The sequence below is a fragment of the Shewanella sp. YLB-07 genome, from assembly GCF_009377275.1.
Genome location: NZ_VOQB01000005.1, coordinates 216,755 through 233,951 on the forward strand (window position 1 = coordinate 216,755; position 17,197 = coordinate 233,951).

Sequence of the window (17,197 nt, forward strand, 5' to 3'; positions counted from 1 at the left end):
CGTTAGTTTTCTTGCTCTAAAGAGCGATTTAAATAAATAAGCGGCACCAGGCCAACCAGCACAATCACAATCGCGGCGAGTGCACCATGCTCGAGTTGCTCATCGGAGACGAACTGAAATACATAAGTAGCTAAGTTTTCGAAACCCACGGGACGTAATAATAAGGCCACGGGTAACTCCTTCATACACTCGATAAACACCAGCAATAACCCAGCGAAGATCCCCTTTCTCAGTAATGGAATGTGTACTCGCCACAGCAAGGCTTTAGGCTTAAGCCCCATAGTGATAGCCGCCATGTCCAGTGAAGGTGAGATTCGTTTATAACTATTCTCAACACTGCCGATGGCGATGGCCGAAAAACGAATGCAGAAGGCAAAGATAATAATAAATACACTACCGGTAAAGACTAGTCCAGGTCCTGCTTGACCAAAATATTCATAGAGATCATTGACGGCAAAATCCAGCATGGTGAAGGGCACCAGAATACCGATAGCCAACACGGTCCCGGGAAGTGCATACCCAGTCGAGGCGAGCCGAGAGGGCAAGATATCTGAGGCTCTAGGGCTAATTCTTCGAATGAATATCAAGAATACGCCGATAAATACCGCGATAACACTGACAATCGCGGCGATATAAAGACTGTTGAAACTATACAGCCAAAACGCTGCATTCCAACTTTCATCGAAATAATCCCAGGCATATTGCAACAAAATAACAAACGGCAGCAGGAATGAAAACAAGAGTAAGAGGCTACAATAGGCTGTGGCCAAGCCGGAATTTACGCCCTTAAGCTTAGATACAGAGTTTTCATTGGGGCCAGATTGCTTCTGAAATAATTGCTGCTTTCTTCGTGCAAACCGCTCGAAGCCTATCATGGAAAAGACCACTAATAGCATGATAGCAGACAGCTTGGCTGCAGCCGATAAGCTGCCATAGCCAAGCCAGGTATCGTAAACTGCCGTCGTTAGTGTAGGCACTGCGAAATAACTCACAGTAGCAAAATCCGCCGCAGTCTCCATCGCCACCAACGATGCACCGACCGCCAAGGCAGGCCTTGCCATAGGCAGACTCAGGCGCCAAAAGCTCTGCCAGGGACCACAGCCCATGACTCTTGAAGCATGTTGCAGACTAGATGATTGCTCCATAAAGGCCGTTCTGGCGAGGAGATAAATATAGGGAAATAGCACCAGGGCAAGCACCACTGAGGCGCCCCCTAAGCTTCTTACCTCAGGGAAGTAATAATCGCTCGGAGATTGCCAGTCAAACCAGAGACGCAGCATCTTTTGCACAGGTCCGGCATAATCCAATAGATCCGTATAGACATACGCCACCACATAAGCAGGCATAGCTAAGGGAAGTAACAGTGCCCACTGAAACATTTTCCGCCCGGGGAATTGACACTTAGCCACCAGCCAGGCGGCGGGCGTCGCAATCAGCAATGCACAGATACAGACACCGAGCATAAGTAAAATAGTATTACTGATATAAGTAGGCAGCACGGTATTAAAAAGATGGCTAAACACATCCTCATCGGGAACGAAGGCCTGAGCTATGATAGCCAACAGTGGCAGTATGATTATCGCCGCGATGAGATAGCCGACGAGAGACCAAGTTCTGGATAAACCTAAAATCATTGATGGGTCCACTTTATTTGACGGGGTATTATACCAACCTCATTAAATATCTGTTCAGTTCAGAGCCACTCAGGCTTTTCAATTCAAGGCGCATTGATGTAGAAATGGTTATTCCCTTTTAAATCAGTGCAACACAGAAGTGGAACGCCTGAGAGGCTCACGTAGTGCGGCCGATGTTTAAAGCAAAGGGCAAAGCCCTTTATGCTGCGTTACATGTTCTCGATATACGACTGAATGAATTCAGAAGGTAGAGCAACGCAGGAGCTTGTTGCCGAGAATAACTATTAGCTTCAAAATCCGCCTTGCCTACAGCGCTTTGAACTCCCGCTGAAAGGACACATATTAAATAGGGTTGGTATTATCCCCGACCAACCTAAATCTAAGCTTAAATGAGAAGAATTATAATACCGATTAGTATCACTGACTAAATATGTTAGCCATGACTCAAACAAAAATAGCCTTCAATTGAAGGCTATTTCATATTCAAGCATATTTTTTTATAGATCGAACTTAACCTCATCCAATAATCTGACTGCCGCATTGTGGTACTCGGCAAGCTTAAATATAGGCAGCTCATCGGCCTTAAACTCACCCCATGAGGCCACTAAGTCAGACGGCTTAACATCGGCTTTCACCGGGTACTCCATATTGATCTCGGCGTAGTTCTTCTGAGCGGCAGTACCCGATAGGTACTCCATCAATTTAATCGCATTATCTTTATGCTTAGAATACTTAGCCAGCGCCATCCCGGACACATTGATATGTGAACCTCGATTATCTTGATTGGGGAAGTTAATCTCTACCGCTTCGGCCCAAGGCACCTGCTTAGGGTCCTGAAGCATCTTGCCTAGATAATAACTATTGCCTATGGCGATATCACACATGCCCTCTTTTACCGCTTTAACTTGAGCACGGTCATTGCCTTGAGGTTTACGGGCCAGATTTGCCTTCCATCCCTCGAGCCAAGTCTTAGCTTCTGCTTCACCATGATGCGCAATCATAGAGGCCACAAGCGAGATATTGTAAGGATGCTTACCACTGCGGGTACAGATTTTGCCTTTGTACTTAGGATCGGCAAGATCTTCATAATCTATGTCTAATTTACCCAATCTATCTTTCGATGAGTAAATGTTACGGACTCTCATGGTCAAGGCGTACCAATTATCTTCCCGGGAGCGATACTTAGCAGGAATGTTCGCCTTCAGCAGCTCGCTATCCACTGGGATAACCAGATCTTTGTCGACAAGTTCCATCAAACGAGAGAAATCAGAAGTCAGTACGATGTCGGCAGGAGATAAACGGCCTTCACGCATCATGCGCTCAGCTATCCCTTTCTTGGAGAAAACCACATCCACGTCGATACCGGTTTCTTTAGTGAAGTTAGCTAAGATAGGCTCAACCAGAAATGCCTGACGGTATGAGTAAACCGTCAACGTCTCAGCCGCATTAGCTGCCGAAGCGAAACAAACCAAGCCTAAAATGGCCATACTTTTTGCTATTTTCATCTAAAAATCTCCCTCTACAACACGCCGATGTGAAATACTATAATGATAATTATTATCAATCGCAGTAAGGGTAATGAATCCTGACACTTTCGGCAAGTCATATAAGGGATAATGTCTCTTAAATGAGATATTTATCAACTTATTATACCTGTTCCCCATAAGCTTAAAATTAGCTTAATCCAAGATGAATGCTAGTAAGGGAAGTAAGATAAGCCCTGAGAGTTCTGGTTTAAACCCAGTATGGAGACTGAAGACTGGTACCGATTGGTATTACTTAGGTCGAGTCGCCTTCATTGCCGGAAGACGCTCAAAATCTGATAACCAGATGGCTAAAGCAGGTGCCACCTTTCTCCATTCCAGCTCCCCATGTCTAAAATCCAAGTACTCTAATAAACATGCCAGACAAACTTGTTGTATGGTTAGCTCAGGACTCATGGCTAAACCAGTCTGATCAATATGCCGCAGACCTCGAAGCAGAGCTTGTTCGAAGCGCCCAGTCCAAAATGGTGAGCATTTGCCCTCCTCTTCCCTCATCTGCTCTTGTCTCAAGGCGACGGCACTATCTAACAAGCCTTTAATCAAGGAAAAATGACTCTCACCTATCCAGTTATGCTCTCGAATACCGAACAATAAGCCTTCACCGAACTCGCTGTCTAAGTAACGTAAAATGACCTCACTATCGAACAGAGGCGATCCATCATTGAGTTGTAAGCAAGGGATCTTTCCCAACGGGTTGATTTCGAGTAAGTCTTCACCATTATCCAATGGATTGGTCATGACCTCATCAATCCCAGTAATGCTTAAGTGTCGAATAACCAGCCTCACGCAACGAGAATAAGGTGAAGCATCTGAATAGAAGAGTTTCATTTGATTTCCATGTCTTGTGTTTAGATATGCACTAAAATAAGCGGGTCTATCACCAATATTTCTCTACCGTTATCTGGCCCGGCGCACGTCTCAGGTTCTTGGCCAAGCCCATATCGAGCAAGATTTTATTGGTATCAGATATCATATCCGGGTTACCGCAAAGCATGACTTGTGAATCCTGTGCCGTGATCTCGACTCCGACAAGTTTCTGTATCTCTCCGCTTTGAATCCCAATCGAGATACGAGTCTGTATTGCTTCGGGCAAGTCTTCCCGTGTAACGGAAAATACCAGTTTGAATTGATTAGGATAGCGTCGCTCAAGCTGTAACAGCTGCTCCTTGTAAGCCAGATCTTCCGCTAACCGTACTCCATAAACTAAGACCACAGTTTCAAACCTATTCCAAGGCTCATCCGTTTCCAGCATAGAGATAAAGGGGCCTACAGCCGTACCCGTTGCTAATAACCACAACTGCTTGCCTTCAAAAGAGGTGTTGGGGATCTCCTCTAAGGTCATAAAACCAGAGGCTTTAGGTGAGACATCGAGTTTATCACCCACCTTGAGTTGCTGCAGATTAGGAGAAAGTTGGCCGTCTTCGACCGAAACAGCCAATACCTCTATGATGTCACCGCCTGGCGAGTTAACAATTGAGTAGGCCCTGCCCACACGTTTATCACCCATAACCTGACTAAGTTTGATAAATTGACCGGCGATAAAAGGCTGAACATCGGCTCTTATCTTCAATGAAAACAGTTTATCATTCCAATCGACGCGTCCGACGACTTCACCTTCAATCCACATGCATAGCTCCAGCTACAAATTCAACTAATTGATCTTTAGCATAAAGCTTAACGCTTATCTAATGAATTAAAGATAATATCGCGATCTATTGAATCATCGGGTTAAACGACCGGGCTCACACATTATCGCTTAAGCGTCTTCAGTTTCATCAAGCTGGTTAAAACTGTCTCTGAATTCCTGCAGCCCTTCTTGCACTAATGAATAGGTCTGATCTACGCCATCGGCGATATCACCTTCGAGCACTTGCAGCCCCTTTAAGATCTCCCTGGCCTCACCAAATCCCTTATCGATGGCGCCACCAATGATCTCCATAAAAGAGTCAAGCTGCTCATCGAATCCCATATTAGCATTTTGTCCCTGATGTAGGCTGAAGAACTGAGTCGCAAAACTCACGATTCTTTCTGCCGTAGCTTCAGGTGAAGTATCGATACCATTAGCGTAGGCAGTTTGCAGAGCATTTTCCCCCATGGTAGGAGCTAGCTCTTCATTTATGGCTTCTATTGCCGCGCGATACAGTAATATCATAGGCTCATCACTGGAACTAAGATTCACCTCTTGCTGCGCCGAAATAATCGCCGTATTCATCAAGTGTTTACTGGTTGCAAAAGCCGTTTCTTTACGCGCAATATCTGATACATTTTTACCGTGATTATCTGTCGAGTCAGATTTATCGCGGGCGACTCGCGACACTTCTGTCCCATGGGTGTTGATTTCCATAACTGCCTCTCAAGATGATATCTCTACCTAACCATTATCGGCTATTTTCCGACCAGCTTTAGCATTAATCCATCCTATTGCTGTTTTATTGTTATACATTTCGCTAATGTAACTGCAAACCTTCAATAAATAACATCATGATGAGATTAATATACGTAATTTTGGCCCTCAGCCTGACACTATCCCTTAGCGCCAATGCCACAGAGGTCCATAACCAAGACCGATTAGAAGTGCGTAAAACCTTAGTGCTAATCAGGCATGCGGAAAAATCGGCCGGCGAAGATAAAGACCCAAGCCTTAGCCAGGCTGGAAAAATAAGAGCTGAGCGACTAGTCAATAAACTGAAACACTACCGATTTAGTCAATTACTCGCCTCACCCTTCAAACGGACTCAGGAAACCTTACTCCCCATAAGTGAATCCTTAGGTATTCCAATCAAAGTGATTGATGTGAAATCCGGACTAGAGGCCCATATAATCGCGACGGTTAACACCATCGAGGCACAAGCTGGCGATGTGCTCATTGCCGGACACTCTAACACCATACCTATGATAATTTCAGCTTTAGGCGGGCCCAAAATTGATGACTTAGATGAGAATCAATACTCGAATATCTATGAGCTTAAGATATACAGTTCAGGAGAAGTTGAGTTTACACGGCTAGAATAGCGTCGAAATCAGTGGGAAGAAAACGATAGAGGGTTAGCTATAAGTATAATTGCTCTATTTCGCGATGAATATAATAATCTACACTGGATATTTATCGATTCTTACTGCAGAATCTCTGCTTTCTAGAATGACCGACAACAGAAAACCACAGGGAGAGCTAAGTTGAACTCAGAATATGAGAGCCAAAAACCATCGACCAAGAAACGTGCTCTGAACTGCAATAACTGTGATCGTCTGACCGTAATCGAAGGGGAGTCTGTATGTTTTCGTCAGGGAGAGATTATCAGTCTGAGTCTATTTGATCCATTAACTAAAGCTAACCAAAACTTGCCTCATATTGCTTGTGATGGCTGGAAAGCGGGTTAAACTGGCACGCTCTCCAATTATCTGAATCGACAATAAAAAGCATCGAGTAAGTTAGCCCACCATCATTCCCGCATAATCATTGGCAGAAAATTTAGTCTCTCTAATCAAGCCATGAACCTCCATACTAGGATTCAATTTAGCAAGACTAAGACCACGAGTCGTGACTCTCATTCCTGATGTCAGCTCAAGGTAGAGACTCAACAACTCATCTTGTTCCAGGCCACGCTTCTTAAGCGTCGCCATTATCGCTAACCAATCGGTATCAACGAAACTGTCTTGACCTTCAATGTTTACCTGTAAAGGAATATTCTTCATAGTTATCATCTCACCGTATTTTTTCCAGTTTATAGGGTAATTATACAAACTGAACCTGAACTAATGCTGAACTATTAACCAATCATATGCATTTATATTAACTAATATTGAATATTCTACAGCATTGTTCCGTCAGTCTGTAGATTTATATTCACTAGGTATAACATCAGTTTTGAATGTTCCATAACTTAGCATATAAACCATCATTGGCTAAAAGTGACTCATGGTTACCCGTTTCGACAAATTGTCCTTGGCTCAACACCAAGATTTGATCCGCATCGACAACGGTAGAGAGTCTATGGGCAATAACTAAGCTGGTATGCCCTTTAGCCACCTCTTTCAGTGCATTTAATATGGCCTGTTCCGATTGGCTATCTAATGAAGACGTCGCTTCATCAAACACCAAAAGAGGCGAGCCCTTTAAAATAGCCCTGGCGATAGCGACCCTCTGTTTCTCCCCGCCTGATAACTTCAAGCCCCTCTCTCCCACTGGGGTATTCCAGCCTTCGGGCAAGGTCTCAATGAAATGAGACAGATGCGCCATGTTAATGACCTGCTGAATCTCCTCATCGCTGGCATCGGGACGTCCGTAGCGAATATTTTCTAGCAAAGAGTCATTAAACAACACTGTATCTTGTGGGACTATGGCGATAGCCTGACGAAGTGCATCTTGAGTCAAGTTATTGATATTGACGCCATCTAAGCTAATACAGCCTTTTTCAACATCATAGAAACGAAAAAGCAGTTTAACGATAGTAGACTTACCCGCCCCACTATCCCCTACGATAGCGACTTTCTGTCCGGGCAAAATGGTAAAATTTACATCTTTCAGAATTTGACGAGTATTATAGCTGAAGCTAACAGACTCGAACTTCAACTCTCCAGCTCCCAGACAGACCTCTTTGGCACCTTCTTTATCCTGAATCAGAGGAACCCGTTTCAACAGGCCGAACATCCTCTCAATATTGGCTAAGGCGCCGCGAATTTCCCGATACACGAACCCTAAGAAATTGAGCGGGATGAAAAGTTGCATCATAAAGGCATTAACCAACACGAAATCACCTATGGTCATCACGCCTTGCACCACATTATAGGCGGCGAGTGCCAACATCATAGTCATTGCCACCGAAATAATCAGCGCTTGACCCACATTGAGGGCAAACAGTGACAGACGGTTTTTCCGTTTTGCATGCTCCCACTCTTCTAACGCTTCATCGTAACGTCTCGCCTCATAGGCTTCATTATTAAAATACTTAACCGTTTCATAATTCAGCAGGCTATCGATGGCACGGGTATTAGAGTGTGAATCCGCCTTAGCGGCTTCTCGCACGTACTCGGTACGCCATTCAGTTGCAAGTACAGAAAACAGTCCATAAGCCAAGACAGAACCTAAGGTGATTGCCGCAAAGGCGATACCATAATTATAAAAAAAGATGCCGACGACTAAGGCTATTTCTAATATCGTAGGCACGATATTAAACACCATAAAGCGCATCAGAAAGTTGATGCCGCTGGTACCTCTTTCTATATCCCGGGACAAACCTCCGGTTCTTCGCTCCAGATGAAATTCTAAGTCGAGACGGTGGAGATGTTCGAAAACATTGAGTCCCAGCCTTCTGATGGCCCGCTCGGTCACACGGCCAAACAAGGTATCTCTGACCTCTGAAATCAAGGTATTAAGTAACCTGAGTCCGCCATAGGCAACGACCAAGGCAATAGGCACACTAAGCAATTGCTCGGGTGATGCAGCACTTAAGCCGTCCACCAGAGACTTTAATATGAAGGGGAGAGAGACGCTGGCGACTTTTGCGATAATCAAACATAATAAGGCCAGAATCACCCTTTGTTTAAACTCTAACAGGTAGGGCCAAATCAGCTTCAACACATGGATATTCAATTTATCTATGGGTCCATCGAAATAAAGAGAGGGTCGCATTTATTATCAATCCTAATACAAGTTGAGCATCCCAGGAGGCAAAGACTAGTCGCCGACCAGTAAAGACCCTATGTTTAACCATACAAATGATAGTTTAAAGCATAAGCCGCTAGGGTTTGTTCACTTTTAAATATAAACATCACCTGTGCTTCCCTAGTGTAACGTCTATTTTCTGAGTTATTCAGCCAACTAAACCTTTAATCGGTAGACACCTCGTCACCACCAAGTGGCACTTTAGGCTTACAAATCGTCATTTCCAATAGTACAAAGGAACTACTTAAAGCAATTATTTTTGCAAAATCGTTAAAACGTAGCGTTTATTGTTAAATACAATAAAATAATTTGATACTCTTTTTTAACGCAGACCAAGTAAGGGAAACGACCAGCCCTTATACGCGATTTTAAAGGAAGCAAACATGCTGGATTCACCTAAAGTTCAATATCCGCCGTTGCCACTCATCCAGACCTGGATATGGATGATGACCCAATCCGGAGACTCAGACATTCAACAGAAAGGCCAAAATAATCTTATCGCTTCATTCGGAAGCTTAGCGAAAGCCAATGAATATCTGGTCAATCATAACCAAGGTTAATCCATTCATTCTAGGTTAAGATGAAATTTTTCACTTCCTACTGAACACACAAATCCCCTCTTTCGCTATCCCTGCGATCACGGATAAATACTTCCATGGACAAAAAAGGAGACCTAGGTCTCCTTTTTTGTCTCTATCTTAATCTCTAGTTACAATAAGCGATCAAGCCGAGCGACGGGCAATAATGCTCTGATTAAGTGTCTCTAAAATTGACTCAGTATCATCCCAGCCGATGCAGGCATCGGTAATACTCTGGCCATAACACAGGGGTTGGCCTTCAATATAATCTTGACGGCCTTCGATGAGGTTACTCTCGATCATGACACCAAATATCCCATGATTACCTTTAGAGACTTGAGCAGCCACATCATCTCCTACCAGCATTTGGCGCTTAAACTGCTTGGAGCTATTGGCATGGCTGAAATCGATCATGATATTAATGTCTAACCCGGCCTTCTCAAGTTGCCCACTGATGGTACTCACATGCTCCTTGCTGTAATTTGGTTCCTTACCACCCCGTAGGATGATATGGCAGTCCGAATTACCTTTGGTCTCGACGATAGCCGAGTGACCGAACTTAGTCACAGATAAGAAGTGATGAGGCGCACTCGCAGCACCTATGGCGTCAATGGCAACCTTAATAGTGCCATCGGTACCATTCTTAAAACCTACCGGAGAGGACAGACCCGAAGCCAATTCACGATGTACTTGCGACTCTGTGGTTCTCGCGCCAATCGCTCCCCAACACATAAGATCGGCAACATATTGGGGGGTGATCATATCGAGAAACTCACCCGCCGTAGGTATGCCAAGATCGTTGAGATCCAGCAATAATTTACGCGCGGTTCTCAGCCCATCGTTTAGCCTGAAGCTATTGTCCATATATGGATCGTTAATCAGTCCCTTCCAACCCACTGTGGTGCGGGGCTTTTCGAAATAGACTCGCATAACAATCTCTAACTGATCTTTGTATTGCTCACGCAACTTTACTAAACGCTCACCATACTCTAGCGCAGCTTGAGGATCATGGATTGAACATGGACCAATGACAACCAATAGACGGTCATCATTTTTCTTCAAGATCTGATGGATGTTTTCGCGTGCGTTAAAAACGGTAGCCGATGCATTCTCAGTCGCCGGAAATCGCTCAAATATTGCGATTGGTGGCAGTAATTCTTTGATCTTGTTAATTCGAACGTCATCATTTTTGTAATACATGGTAATAAACTCACTCCGGCTATCGTTAAAACAGACTTCTCTCAATTGCGCTACTAAGTTCAATTTATCCAGTATTGTCCCGTAATGCAACAAGATATAGCCATGAACAAGAAATAATAACCAACCGATTGTTATATAAAGATAAAAAATGATCGCGATTTCAATTAAAGAAGAGGATACCCGGCATAAACAATGAGTTAATTAAAATAAACCCATGATTTTTATTGTATTTAAGAATCATTCAAGGGCAAACAAACATATCTCTGAGCTAACTTAGTGAAAACTAAGCTATAGGTTGAAATGTGTTGAATTAGAAAATCAGATTAGCTGGCTAATTCAACCTTAGGTTTACTCAATCTGGACAAATTTGGCAATAACTACGGCTAAGACCCATTTCGCTATTCATTGAAATAATTTCAAACACCTATCAGTTAAATATACCTAGCCAAGCTGTTTAATAGCTAACGTCCAGAAAACGTTTAAAACAAAATACCTTAGCAGTCATATTAACTGGTACTAATGTACTGCCACTTCTGCTTGATTGTTCAATTATCAGCCACTAGGTTAACCAAAGAAGTCGGACATAAGACCTCATACCTGAGTAACATACTAAAAAGAGATAACCCAATGAAAAACTATTACAAGCTAATACTCTTGGGCCTGTTTATATCCAGCCCATTAATATTCAGTCCATTCAGCTATGGCGCCAGCGGCATAGTGTTTATCCATGGCACTGGTGATCAAACCGATGCCGCAAATGATTATTGGTCCCGGGAGTTTATCGACTCCGTCAGACAAGGTATGCCCGAACCCGCTAACTATCAAGTAATCAACTGTAATTTCGATCAATACATGTGGGATGAAGCCGCCGCCGGTTGTTTGGCGAACCAGCTGCACACATTTATTCAGAATAAGAATATCGATGATCTACTCATGGTCACCCATTCCAATGGTGGCAATATTGTCAGATGGATATTATCTAATCCCACCTGGGATGGCCGCTACATAGACATTATCAATGCCACCAGCCGAGTCATAGCCCTGGCTCCCTCTAGTGGCGGCACTCCATTAGCAGATGCGGTGAATCAAGGCAGTGTCTTTGAAACAACCTTAGGCTGGCTATTAGGTTATGGCAGTGACGCGGTCAAGCAACAACAAGTCAGTTGGATGAGCTACTACAACAGCACCTGGCTTAACGGGACTCAGAATCGTCCGAGTCTGGGGAAGCCATTTGAAGTCGTGGTGGGCTCGGATGTAGATTCGGCGATCTGGGACGGTGACAGCTACTGTGCAGGCTACCAATATCAAGTCGCGCTCGAAACCACACAGAACTGGTTAGATGATTGCTCCGACGGATTCTTAGAGTGCAGTTCTCAGAGTGCTGCCGGCACTGTTTGGTTTACCGATAAACAAAAAACGGCAGGAAGAGAACCCTTGAGTCACCAACAAAGCAGACGAGCTTGTTTCAATCTCGACAGCTTGATCCGCAACCATATATAGGAGTCAAACATGAAAATTTTCCCATTTATGCTGGTGACATTATCGATAACGCCCCTTCTGACAGCCTGTCAGGATGAAACCGCTACATCGGCTCCCGATACTCAAGCTCAGAGCTTCACACAGACATCATTGTCCTTGCCTCAACAGGGAGACTTTAGTGTCACAGACGTCACAGAGCCTCAACTGCCACCGATTAACAGCAGCAGAGAATCCTTAAGCTTTATCAGTGTGCCATCTAAGACATTGAGCATAAGCCCACCACCTAGTTCACATTCAAGCAGCAGTGATGAATATTGGACCACAGTCACAGGCGCCGAGTTAAATCGTGGCGTGAGTCTATCCATCAGTCAAGCCTCCAGCGTTATTCGCATCTCACCCAGAGCGGACACGAGTTCAGGCTCCTTGATGCATAGCCAGGCCATCTCTCCCGATAGGATCCAACTGATTAATCTGAATAACAAACCGGGTGCCAGTAAGTCTTCATCCAATATTCATTCTCTGGCGGATCCCCAAGCCTTAGCAACAGCCGGTCTCACAGATGATTCCAGCGCCCTGACCATGTCTTCCAGCGCTAAGCCAGGAAAATATCAACTTAAGGTATCTGAACACTTAGCCCCTAAGTCCAGTTATCTGGTGAATGTGAAAGAGAAACACTCACCCTATCAACTCATGCTCACCAGTAAATTCAGGGTATCGAGTCAAGCCCGGAGCCTGGATTTTAATGTTTCACTGACTAATAGCGATCACTCACTCAAGCCCACGGCGAGCTTAAAGCACTCAGATGGTAGTTATCAGACTCTCAAGCTTGTGTCTAATAATGGCCAGTGGCAGGCACAACTACCCGACACCTTAGCCATGCCGAGCAGTAATCGAGGGTTGAGTGAGATTCAAATTGACACGCAGACTCTTGTTAACGGCATCGAGGTCATCAGAACCGTGAAAACAGCCTTCAAACAATTCGTGCCTTCGGCCAAGATCCAGCAACAAGTGAACACTCGCTGGCGAGAAGGTGTCCCCATTAGCATCTCCTTTAGCTTAGATATCGCCGAGGAGGGTCGCTTCGCCCTGTCTGGTTACCTGACAGGAAGCGATGCCTCAGGCCAAGATAAAACGATTTTAAAAACCGAGTCGGCAAACTGGCTTACCTTAGATAATTCAGCAATGCTACTGAAATTAGATCCGCTATTAATCCAGGAGTCCGGGTTGAGCGCTCCCTTCAAATTAATGGGCTTGGAGCTTAAAGATCAGGGACAGATGGCCAGGTTGAGTTATCAGCAAGAGGCCCTGATACTCGAACAATAATGACTGTGGGTAACACATTCGCTCTATAAACAGAGAAAGCACTCAAAAGAGTGCTTTCTCTGTTTATAGACGCCGACATTAGTGGCTTCTCATCGCGTGTAACTTAGCTTGATACCTGACCTTATTATTCTCATCTCGAGTAAGGCTCAAGGCTTTCTCCATATTCTTCTTCGCCAGACGTTCATCCCCTGTGGCCCAATAAGCCCGGGACAGACCAAAGTAAAATTCGTGACGATAATCTGCCTTATCTACCGCCCTCTTATACCAGAGTAATGCATCTTGATATTCTCTCTCGAAATACGCTTGCTGCGCCATATCATAGTAATAATAAGGATTGGCTATTCGATCTAACTCGAGGACTTTATGAATTTTTGCCCACTCATCTAACCTGTCTTGGGAACCCAATAAGATGGCATAATTATATAAGGCATTCATATTGTGATCACTGATACTTAATGCCAGTTTGTACAAGATTTCCGCTTGCTGTTCTAAGCCTTTATAACGATAAAGTACCGCTAAGGTGTTCAAGGCTGGGACATAATCGCCTTGCTGTTGCAGGCCTAACTTTAACAGGCCATAGGCTCTGTCATAATCACCAAGCACCAACGACTCAGCCGCAACATTATTATAAAACATAGCAAGCACGGTCTGCTTATCCACTCTTATCTTGTTATACGCCCTCACCGCTCTCTCAGGCAGAAAATCTATCTGTATCGCCCTTTTTGACACAAATATCCTATCAGAGCGGGTTCTGGGGATTAAACGTAAATTAACATGGCCGTTGATCAGATAAAAATTGCCCTGTTTGTCCCACACTGGTGGCACTTCAATGTCCTGGAACTCTACATCCACTCCGACAACATCGGCTAATGCCGCCGTGAGTAACACCAGAGACATGCAATTTCCGGCGCGATCGCCATAGGTTTGTGCCGCAGTTCGCGTCCTATAGTCTCGATACTCGAACCCACCATTTTCGGCATCGATATAATTGGCTAACCACTCATGGGGCAAGATGTCGTTATTACTTAATGTTGTGGCCCGCCTAAATTGCCTGTACACCTCACTCTTCGCCGAGTCGGGAAGGCGTAACAGGCTTTCGGCGGGGGGTAATCCAGTGACCATATCGAAGTGTTCATCATAGAAATATTGGCTGATATTACTGATGTGTTTCGGCTCAGGGCTAGCAGTGCAGGCCTGGAGGAGCAGTAGTACAATAATTGCGGACGGGATTTTCACCATAGGTCTCAAGCCTTAAGTTTCGATATCCTTGGTGTAGCTTACGTCATGATGAAAAAACACGCAGAAAATAAAAGTTACAAAAAGTTAACAAGTCCGTTGTTTTAGCAGCAAGATCACTTGATAACAGGGTCAGCCTGATCGCCAACCGCATCCACCTGAATATAGACATCCCGATTCTGATACTGATAAGGCCGATAAAATAAGCCATGGCAGGAATAATAGGCGTAGGGTCTAGCCAGTAAGATACATCCTGTGGGAAGGGCTTGTAAGATCTGGATCTGTTGCTGCATTCTGAGGGCTTCTTGCCATTGATGATCCCGTAAAACCTGATCTCTCACGGCAAAGGCATCAAATGGCTCGCTGGACTTGCGGACCACGACTTGTCCGGCATAGCTTAGCGCCGACAAGCATAGTACGCCTAAGGTGAAGAAAGCTAAACTCGTCTTACCAAGCGTCTTGAAAAATCTCATCTCTGGCTGCCCCGTTCATGTTTAAAGCACATAGGTCTTCTCTTCATGATACAAAAAAACAGGGCATAATGCCCTGTTTGATTGGTGAATAGCTGCGCCTTACAAGTATAAGCTCTTGCCTATTTTAACGAGCACTCTTGACTGACACGAACTCAGGGTAGGCATCTATGCCACAATCTGCTGCATCCATCCCCTTATACTCGTCCTCTTCGGTAACACGGATCCCCATGGTCAACTTAAGCACATACCAGACTACAAAAGAGGCTGAGAATACCCAGGCAAAGATAACGCCAGCCCCATAGAGTTGACCTAAGACAGTCGCATCGGCGTTAGACAGCGGCACGAACATCAGACCGAAGAAACCCGCCACACCGTGAACCGAAATAGCACCCACGGGATCATCAATCTTAAGCCTGTCTAACGCCACAATGGAGAAAATGACCAGACCACCGGCAATCAGGCCTATCACGGCCGCAAAGGAAATTGAAGGTGATAAGGGATCGGCAGTAATAGCCACGAGTCCAGCTAATGCGCCATTGAGTATCATGGTCAGATCTGCCTTTCCCCACACCATCTTACAGACGACGAGTGCCGACACTGCGCCAAATGCCGCCGCAGAATTGGTATTAAGGAAAATTTTAGCCACCGCGGTTGCGTTTTCTGTATCGGATAACAGTAACTGTGAGCCACCGTTAAAGCCAAACCATCCCATCCACAGTATAAACATACCCAGAGTCGCCATAGGTAAGTTTGACCCCGGGATTGGGTTGATTTGGCCATTTGGCCCATATTTCCCCTTACGGGCACCCAACAAAAGAACGCCGGCAATCGCTGCAGCCGCACCAGCCATATGAACGATACCACTGCCGGCGAAATCGACAAATCCAGCCTCAGACAGGAAGCCACCGCCCCAGGTCCAATAACCCTCAACTGGATAAATAAAGGCTGTCATTACGACAGAGAAAGCTAAGAAAGCCCATAGTTTCATGCGCTCGGCAACCGCACCGGAAACGATGGACATAGCGGTAGCGACAAACACCACCTGAAAGAAGAAATCAGACTCGAGTGCATGATCTGCATCATCGGCTTGACTGCCAATAAATGTACCGATAGAAGGTAACCAGCCACCTTCACCGTTATCGACATACATGATGTTATATCCCACGATCAGATACATCACGCAGGCAATCGAATACAGACACACATTCTTGGTGAGAATTTCTGTGGTGTTTTTGGAGCGTACGAGTCCGGCCTCCAGCATGGCAAAACCGGCCGCCATCCACATGACTAACGCACCAGAAATCAAGAAATAAAAGGTATCCAGAGCGAACCTTAATTCAGAAACTGTCACCCCTAATTTGGCTAAATCTTCCATCACGCTTCTCCCTTATAATGCTTCGCTATCGGTCTCGCCCGTACGGATACGGATAACCTGTTCTAGGTCGGTGACAAAAATTTTGCCATCTCCAATCTTGCCGGTACGGGCAGCATTGGTAATCGATTCAATTAACAACTCAAGATTCTCGGCCTTGGTCGCAATGTCTAATTTAACCTTAGGGAGGAAGTCCACCTGATACTCGGCGCCTCGATACAGCTCGGTATGCCCTTTTTGACGACCGAAACCTTTAACTTCAGTAACTGTCATCCCCTCTATACCCACACCAGCAATTGCTTCGCGGACATCGTCCAATTTGAACGGTTTAATGATAGCGCTGACCAGTTTCATTCTGACCTCCAAGGTATTTTGGTTATTTATTTCTAATTTTAACTATTCAATCATCAGGCCAAGTCAACAAACCATTAACTTTTAATGAGTTAATAAAATCCAGGCAAATACCATCGAATACAAATGCACCAAACGAGTGCGAATATTCGGACCTCGCACAAATATAGCGCACGCAAATACTTGGGCTTGTCATGGCTATAGCCAACCTGTAACGGGAGTTAAATTGAATGAGCCCCAAAGGCAATAGAGCAATAGAGAATTAGCTGATTAGCTGACTAAGATACGGATGTCATAGGGGGAGTTTTTGATTTTAGAATGTGGATTTTGAAATAGAGGTTTTAC

17 protein-coding genes are annotated in these 17,197 nt (G+C 44.8%); 5 read left to right on the forward strand and 12 right to left on the reverse strand.

Annotated features, from left to right (window positions below):
• Nucleotides 1-2 precede the first annotated feature (2 nt).
• The 5 genes from FS373_RS12895 to FS373_RS12915 all read right to left on the reverse strand — a co-directional run bounded on the left by FS373_RS12895 (nt 3) and on the right by FS373_RS12915 (nt 5,522).
• Entirely contained in the window at nt 3-1,634 is a 1,632-nt protein-coding gene (locus tag FS373_RS12895) for an ABC transporter permease (RefSeq protein ID WP_144047862.1), read from the reverse strand.
• Nucleotides 1,635-2,131: 497 nt separating this feature from the next.
• Entirely contained in the window at nt 2,132-3,139 is a 1,008-nt protein-coding gene (locus FS373_RS12900) for an extracellular solute-binding protein (protein ID WP_152829596.1), read from the reverse strand.
• 270 nt (nt 3,140-3,409) lie between these two features.
• Nucleotides 3,410-4,006 (reverse strand): glutathione S-transferase, encoded by a 597-nt coding sequence (locus FS373_RS12905; RefSeq protein ID WP_152829597.1) that lies wholly within the window; start codon nt 4,004-4,006, stop codon nt 3,410-3,412.
• A gap of 49 nt (nt 4,007-4,055) precedes the next feature.
• A complete protein-coding gene (locus FS373_RS12910) occupies nt 4,056-4,805 on the reverse strand; it encodes a ferredoxin--NADP reductase (protein WP_144047865.1) in 750 nt (249 codons plus the stop codon).
• Between the two features lie 129 nt (nt 4,806-4,934).
• Nucleotides 4,935-5,522, reverse strand: coding sequence for a DUF5610 domain-containing protein (locus tag FS373_RS12915; RefSeq protein ID WP_144047866.1), 588 nt, complete (start codon nt 5,520-5,522; stop codon nt 4,935-4,937).
• Between the two features lie 137 nt (nt 5,523-5,659).
• Here FS373_RS12915 and FS373_RS12920 point away from each other — a divergent pair, with 137 nt between their 5' ends.
• Both FS373_RS12920 and FS373_RS12925 read left to right on the forward strand, forming a co-directional pair.
• Nucleotides 5,660-6,190: a SixA phosphatase family protein gene (locus tag FS373_RS12920; RefSeq protein WP_144047867.1), complete on the forward strand. Its 531-nt coding sequence runs from the start codon at nt 5,660-5,662 to the stop codon at nt 6,188-6,190.
• A gap of 162 nt (nt 6,191-6,352) precedes the next feature.
• The gene (locus tag FS373_RS12925) at nt 6,353-6,556 is read left to right on the forward strand and encodes a hypothetical protein (RefSeq protein WP_144047868.1); all 204 of its coding nucleotides are present in this window, start codon (nt 6,353-6,355) and stop codon (nt 6,554-6,556) included.
• A 51-nt stretch (nt 6,557-6,607) separates the two neighbouring features.
• On the opposite strand, the gene FS373_RS12930 is transcribed toward FS373_RS12925, so the two are convergent.
• Nucleotides 6,608-6,871, reverse strand: a complete 264-nt coding sequence (locus tag FS373_RS12930; protein ID WP_144047869.1) for a hypothetical protein — start codon at nt 6,869-6,871, stop codon at nt 6,608-6,610.
• A 166-nt stretch (nt 6,872-7,037) separates the two neighbouring features.
• Nucleotides 7,038-8,807 carry an ABCB family ABC transporter ATP-binding protein/permease gene (locus FS373_RS12935; RefSeq protein ID WP_144047870.1) on the reverse strand — a complete coding sequence of 590 codons (1,770 nt, stop codon included), beginning with the start codon at nt 8,805-8,807 and terminating at the stop codon, nt 7,038-7,040.
• A gap of 416 nt (nt 8,808-9,223) precedes the next feature.
• Here FS373_RS12935 and FS373_RS12940 point away from each other — a divergent pair, with 416 nt between their 5' ends.
• Complete coding sequence (locus tag FS373_RS12940) at nt 9,224-9,400, forward strand: hypothetical protein (protein WP_144047871.1); 177 nt, start codon at nt 9,224-9,226, stop codon at nt 9,398-9,400.
• 162 nt (nt 9,401-9,562) lie between these two features.
• Here the strand turns inward: FS373_RS12940 and aroG are convergent, their stop codons facing one another.
• Nucleotides 9,563-10,618 carry a 3-deoxy-7-phosphoheptulonate synthase AroG gene (gene aroG / locus FS373_RS12945; RefSeq protein WP_152829598.1) on the reverse strand — a complete coding sequence of 352 codons (1,056 nt, stop codon included), beginning with the start codon at nt 10,616-10,618 and terminating at the stop codon, nt 9,563-9,565.
• A gap of 627 nt (nt 10,619-11,245) precedes the next feature.
• Between aroG and FS373_RS12950 the strand changes: the two genes are divergently transcribed.
• Together FS373_RS12950 and FS373_RS12955 are read left to right on the forward strand one after the other, a co-directional pair.
• Nucleotides 11,246-12,118 (forward strand): hypothetical protein, encoded by an 873-nt coding sequence (locus tag FS373_RS12950; protein WP_144047872.1) that lies wholly within the window; start codon nt 11,246-11,248, stop codon nt 12,116-12,118.
• 9 nt (nt 12,119-12,127) lie between these two features.
• A complete protein-coding gene (locus FS373_RS12955) occupies nt 12,128-13,420 on the forward strand; it encodes a DUF4785 domain-containing protein (RefSeq protein WP_152829599.1) in 1,293 nt (430 codons plus the stop codon).
• Nucleotides 13,421-13,498: 78 nt separating this feature from the next.
• Here the strand turns inward: FS373_RS12955 and FS373_RS12960 are convergent, their stop codons facing one another.
• The 4 genes from FS373_RS12960 to FS373_RS12975 form a co-directional block, all read right to left on the reverse strand.
• Nucleotides 13,499-14,659: a tetratricopeptide repeat protein gene (locus FS373_RS12960; RefSeq protein ID WP_152829600.1), complete on the reverse strand. Its 1,161-nt coding sequence runs from the start codon at nt 14,657-14,659 to the stop codon at nt 13,499-13,501.
• A gap of 113 nt (nt 14,660-14,772) precedes the next feature.
• Entirely contained in the window at nt 14,773-15,129 is a 357-nt protein-coding gene (locus tag FS373_RS12965) for a hypothetical protein (RefSeq protein ID WP_144047874.1), read from the reverse strand.
• A 124-nt stretch (nt 15,130-15,253) separates the two neighbouring features.
• Entirely contained in the window at nt 15,254-16,504 is a 1,251-nt protein-coding gene (locus FS373_RS12970; RefSeq protein WP_152829601.1) for an ammonium transporter, read from the reverse strand.
• 12 nt (nt 16,505-16,516) lie between these two features.
• Nucleotides 16,517-16,855, reverse strand: coding sequence for a P-II family nitrogen regulator (locus FS373_RS12975; RefSeq protein ID WP_041419646.1), 339 nt, complete (start codon nt 16,853-16,855; stop codon nt 16,517-16,519).
• Nucleotides 16,856-17,197 lie beyond the last annotated feature (342 nt).

Bases quoted from the DNA above. Each gene is read 5' to 3' on its own strand.
- FS373_RS12950 (WP_144047872.1), top strand. From the start codon at position 11,246: ATGAAAAACTATTACAAGCTAATACTCTTGGGCCTGTTTATATCCAGC.
- aroG (WP_152829598.1), bottom strand. From the start codon at position 10,618: ATGTATTACAAAAATGATGACGTTCGAATTAACAAGATCAAAGAATTA.
- FS373_RS12975 (WP_041419646.1), bottom strand. From the start codon at position 16,855: ATGAAACTGGTCAGCGCTATCATTAAACCGTTCAAATTGGACGATGTC.
- FS373_RS12930 (WP_144047869.1), bottom strand. From the start codon at position 6,871: ATGAAGAATATTCCTTTACAGGTAAACATTGAAGGTCAAGACAGTTTC.
- FS373_RS12960 (WP_152829600.1), bottom strand. From the start codon at position 14,659: ATGGTGAAAATCCCGTCCGCAATTATTGTACTACTGCTCCTCCAGGCC.
- FS373_RS12895 (WP_144047862.1), bottom strand. From the start codon at position 1,634: ATGATTTTAGGTTTATCCAGAACTTGGTCTCTCGTCGGCTATCTCATC.
- FS373_RS12920 (WP_144047867.1), top strand. From the start codon at position 5,660: ATGATGAGATTAATATACGTAATTTTGGCCCTCAGCCTGACACTATCC.
- FS373_RS12965 (WP_144047874.1), bottom strand. From the start codon at position 15,129: ATGAGATTTTTCAAGACGCTTGGTAAGACGAGTTTAGCTTTCTTCACC.
- FS373_RS12955 (WP_152829599.1), top strand. From the start codon at position 12,128: ATGAAAATTTTCCCATTTATGCTGGTGACATTATCGATAACGCCCCTT.
- FS373_RS12940 (WP_144047871.1), top strand. From the start codon at position 9,224: ATGCTGGATTCACCTAAAGTTCAATATCCGCCGTTGCCACTCATCCAG.
- FS373_RS12900 (WP_152829596.1), bottom strand. From the start codon at position 3,139: ATGAAAATAGCAAAAAGTATGGCCATTTTAGGCTTGGTTTGTTTCGCT.
- FS373_RS12935 (WP_144047870.1), bottom strand. From the start codon at position 8,807: ATGCGACCCTCTCTTTATTTCGATGGACCCATAGATAAATTGAATATC.
- FS373_RS12970 (WP_152829601.1), bottom strand. From the start codon at position 16,504: ATGGAAGATTTAGCCAAATTAGGGGTGACAGTTTCTGAATTAAGGTTC.
- FS373_RS12915 (WP_144047866.1), bottom strand. From the start codon at position 5,522: ATGGAAATCAACACCCATGGGACAGAAGTGTCGCGAGTCGCCCGCGAT.
- FS373_RS12905 (WP_152829597.1), bottom strand. From the start codon at position 4,006: ATGAAACTCTTCTATTCAGATGCTTCACCTTATTCTCGTTGCGTGAGG.
- FS373_RS12910 (WP_144047865.1), bottom strand. From the start codon at position 4,805: ATGTGGATTGAAGGTGAAGTCGTCGGACGCGTCGATTGGAATGATAAA.